Source organism: Streptacidiphilus pinicola (assembly GCF_003258295.1).
In the GTDB taxonomy this organism is placed as follows: Bacteria; Actinomycetota; Actinomycetes; order Streptomycetales; family Streptomycetaceae; genus Streptacidiphilus; species Streptacidiphilus pinicola.
In genome coordinates this window covers 1-4,024 of record NZ_QKYN01000268.1, presented here as the reverse complement: position 1 = coordinate 4,024, position 4,024 = coordinate 1, and the positions used below count along the sequence as shown (strand labels likewise).

The following is a 4,024-nucleotide window of genomic DNA, read 5'->3' as shown; positions in this document are numbered from 1 at the left end:
GGTGGGGAGGGGGGGCGGGGGGGAGGCGGAAGGGGAGGGGAGGCGCGGGCAGCGAGAGCGGGGAGTTGGCCTGGGGGGGCGCGCGGCCGCGGCGACGGCCGAGGGGGGACGCAGCGGCGCGGCGGCACGGGGTGGGCGGGGCGCGCGGGCGGGGGGGGGGCCGCGGCGGCGGGGGCCGGCGCGCGGCCGGCCGCGGCGGGGGCGGCCGGGCGGGGCCTGGGCGTGACGGGCGGGGGGGCCGGCGCGGACCAGCCCGGGGAGCGGGGGGCGGAGGGGGCGCAGGGCGGGGCGGGGGGCGCGGGGGGCGGGGGGGGCGCCCCGGGCGCGCCGGGGCCGCCGGTGATCGCCACGAGCGCCATCAGCCGCCCCCCTTCGTGCCGGGGGCGGCGAGCAGCACGGCGAACTTGCCGCTCGCGGCCAGGTCCGCGACGGGCGCCGCCTGGTCGCCGGGGACGGCGACGTCGACGACGACCGAGCCGTCGGACGCCGAGGGCGTGCCGACGCTCACCACCCGGACGGTGACGGACTGCAACAGTGTCCCCGTGCCGCCGTTGCGGCCGCCGGGCGCGCTTGCGCCCGGCGTCGGCAGGGTCTCGGCCCCGGTGCCGGTGCCGGTGCCCTCGGCGGAGGGGGTGTAGACGAGGACCACCCAGGTCCCGGCCGTCAGGCCGGCCGACGGCAGCTGGGACGGCTTGGCGGAGACGCCGAGGACCTCCTGGCCCGCCAGTACCAGCGGGTCGTTGGTGAGGTCGGCGGCGGTGAGCAGCTGACCGGCCTTCAGGTCGGTGGTGGCACGCATGTCGAGAACGTGGCTGTCGGCGGAGAGCGGGTGCAGCGCCGGGTCGAGCGAGATCCGCACCTGCGTCAGGTCGTCGGCGGTGATCGGCTGCCCGGCGGGGACGTCGTGCGCGAGGGCGAGCACGGGGACGCGCTGTCCCGTCGTCAGGTACAGCGCGGCGCCGCCCAGGCCGCCCGCGGCGACGAGAGCGACGCCGAGAGCGAGCACGGCGGGGCGGCGCTTGCGCCGTTGCGGAGCGCGCGCGGGTGCGGCGGCCGGTCGTTGTCCGGCCGTGAGCGTCGGCGACGCGGGGGCTTCCACCGTGGTTCGCCTCTTTCCTTCGTCCGTTCGTGCCTTGCCTTGCATTGCCAGGGGGTGCGGGTTCCGGATGCGCTGGTCAGTTGAGGACCTGGATCTCCTTGACGGAGAGGGTGATCTGGTTGCTGCTCAGCACGTCGTCCACGGCCAGGTCGCCCTGGACGCCGGTGCTCGACGTCCAGTGGACGTGCCAGGTGACCTTGGCGGAGATCACGTAGGAGTCCTTGGCCGTGCCGAAGGTGTACGAGCAGCCGGGCACGAAGCCGGTCGCCGGGGCGAACGCCGTGCCCGGCCCGTCACAGGTGGTCAGGGGCTGGTTGTCGTCCCTCGTCCAGATCACCCCCGTGGACCAGACGGTGGCGGTGACGGACAGGCCGGGCACGCTGGCGGTCTTCGACTCGGGCTGGTTCTGCGGGACCCAGCTGTCGTCGTAGCCGTTCGGTCCGGTGCCGTCGATCCACAGCATGACGGGCGCCTTGACCAGGCCGTGCTGCCCGTCGCCCGGCGCGCTGCGGATGACCGGGTGGTTGCGCGGGATCGCGGCCGCCGCGACGGCGGCCAGCTCACCCGGCGTCATCTGGGTGGCCATCGGGGGGAGCGCCGCCAGCCAGAGCGTGACGGTGCCGCCGCCGGCGTTCAGCGCGCAGGTCCGGACGTAGACGGCCCCGTCGCCCGGCTGGTGCCCCTGCCACAGCGGGTCGCCCGCGGGCGGCTGGGGCTGCATCTCCATGTAGTAGCAGCCGTCCTGGCCGAGCCAGCCGATGCCCGGGATGTAGCAGGGCATCAGGTACTTGCCGAAGGTGCAGGTGCTGCCGCCCCCGCCACCGCCGCCTCCCCCGCCGCCGGATCCGCCGGGTGGAGTGCCGCCGCTGCCGACGCCGATGCAGATGTAGGTGTTGTCGCACGGGCTGACGTCCGCGTGCGCGGTGGCGCTCGTGCCGACCAGGCCGCCGAGGACGAGGGCGAGGATGACACCGGCCCGCGTCCACACCCTGGCACGGGCCGGTGCGCCGCTCAGCATGTCCGACCCGTCTCGCGTGTGACTTGACTGATCATCCAGGCTCCTCCGACGGTACGGACCGTCACCACCAGCGGGTAGCGCGTGAGTCGGTGGGCGGGGTCGCTGATCCGGCCCCCGTGCGCGGTCACCTGGTGCCAGCCGGAGACGTCCAGGCAGTCCCGCAGGGTCGCCTGCCGCTCCCCCGGCACGCCCTTCAACGGGCCGACCGCCGTGACGACGGGGTGGATCTGCGGCGCGCCGGACATCAGCAGCCCGGCGGCGTCGAGGCGCACCACGTCGGCGTAACTGTCACCGAGGGCCGCGCCGGTGGCGTAGGTGGACAGGTCGCTGCCGTCCGCCCGGCCGGTGGACATCGCGAGGACCTGGGCCGCCCAGTAGCCGCGGTAGGACCCGATGACCACCTGGGCGGTCGGTCCGCTCACGGCCTCGGCGGCACGCAGGCTCGGCGGTGGGGGCGTGACCTCGTGCGCGGGCGCGCCGTCGAGCGTCTGGGCGCCTCCGCCGGTGCCGCAGCCGGCGAGCAGCAGGCTCACCGCGCCGACCAGCAGCGCGAACGCCGCGGTGACCGTCGCGACCGGCCGCCGCGGTCGGATGACCGGTCGGGCCGACGTGTCGCGTAAAGGGTGGTTCAGGAAAGCGGGTCCCAGGTGCCGCATGGCTCCCCCCTTGCCGCCGATTCCCCAGTTGACGGTGTTCAGCACCATATGCCTCGTCCACCGCGCTGTCCCGGGTTGTGGCTGAAATTCTCCCTACGGTAATGCTCACGTCAAGAGCGCTCACAGGAATATGCCGAAGTCAATACCCAGGAAGCGCCGACCCACGCCGCGAATCCCCGCGCAACAGGCCGCGCAGCAGCGCGCGGTTGCGCAACAGCAGGCGACTGTCCGCCGGTGGCGCGCTCCAGCGCACGGCCGGCTCGGGCGCGCCCCGCACGCCTTCGGCCTGCGGCGCGTCGGGGTCGAGCGCGAGCAACGCCGGGTGCAGCAGCGCCGGGTCCAGCACGGCCGGCGCCCCCGCCAGACCGGTGTCCAGCAGCCTGCCGAACGCCTCCGCGAGTGTCCCGGCGAGGCCACGTACCGGAGTGCGCCCCCGGCGTGAGGGTTCGTAACGCGCCACCCGCCCCCAGACGGGGACGGTCTCCGCCGCCGCGCCGAGCCACGCGGGCCACTCCTGCCAAGCCTCCTGGTCCGCCGTCAGGTCCAGGACCAGCAGCGCCTCGGCGGCCGCGCCGTGCGCCATCGCGCTGGTCACCCACTCGCACGGCAGCCCGCGCCGCGCGGCGCTGTCGCGCAGGCTGCCCGCGACGACCAGCACCGGTCTACGCCGCCGCGCGTCCCAGGTGAGCTGCCCGGCGAGGTAGACCAGCAGCAGCCGGCCCTCCCTGGCGGTCGCCTGCTGGAGCGCCGCGAGCGCGGCGTTGGCGTCCGCCTCCGGATGCACGGTCGTCACCCGGCAGCGGCCCGGCCCCGCGTCCACCAGCGTCGACGTCACCGCCCGCCAGAAGCGCTGCGCTCCCTCCGCCGCACCCAGCGAGCCGCCGAACGCGCGCTCGCCGGAGCATTCGGCCCCGAGGAGCACCAGCTCCACCCCGAGATCCACGCCACCCCCACACACCCGAAATCCACACGACCGAAACCCACCCGACCCAACCCTGGAACCGCGCACACCTGGAAGGGGCGAGCCGGGTGCGCGCTCCGCGGCGGCGCCGTCCCCCTGCCCGCCCCACGCGTCCCACCTGCTCGCCCCGGCCCTGTACCCCCTGGCGGCGCACGAAAACCCGGGCTTCGGGGCTCTCCTCGACGGGCCCGTGCGCCCCACCCAGGACGGGACCTACTCCCCTGTTCCACCGACCCCGCGCTGACCGAGGCTGGATCCATGACAGCGAACGAGGAGCAACCGGAGGAGGA

4 protein-coding genes are annotated in these 4,024 nt (G+C 75.6%); all 4 read right to left on the bottom strand.

Annotation, left to right across the window (positions count from 1 at the left end):
- Positions 1-358 precede the first annotated feature (358 nt).
- The gene (locus tag DN069_RS38995; protein WP_165845842.1) at positions 359-1,099 is read right to left on the bottom strand and encodes an SAF domain-containing protein; all 741 of its coding nucleotides are present in this window, start codon (positions 1,097-1,099) and stop codon (positions 359-361) included.
- 76 nt (positions 1,100-1,175) lie between these two features.
- Complete coding sequence (locus tag DN069_RS38990) at positions 1,176-2,117, bottom strand: hypothetical protein (RefSeq protein WP_111507966.1); 942 nt, start codon at positions 2,115-2,117, stop codon at positions 1,176-1,178.
- Positions 2,111-2,821 carry a hypothetical protein gene (locus tag DN069_RS38985; RefSeq protein WP_111507965.1) on the bottom strand — a complete coding sequence of 237 codons (711 nt, stop codon included), beginning with the start codon at positions 2,819-2,821 and terminating at the stop codon, positions 2,111-2,113. The genes DN069_RS38990 and DN069_RS38985 overlap by 7 nt, the downstream gene beginning before the upstream one ends.
- A 91-nt stretch (positions 2,822-2,912) precedes the next feature.
- Positions 2,913-3,716 (bottom strand): hypothetical protein, encoded by an 804-nt coding sequence (locus DN069_RS38980; protein WP_133260209.1) that lies wholly within the window; start codon positions 3,714-3,716, stop codon positions 2,913-2,915.
- Between the last annotated feature and the right edge of the window lie 308 nt (positions 3,717-4,024).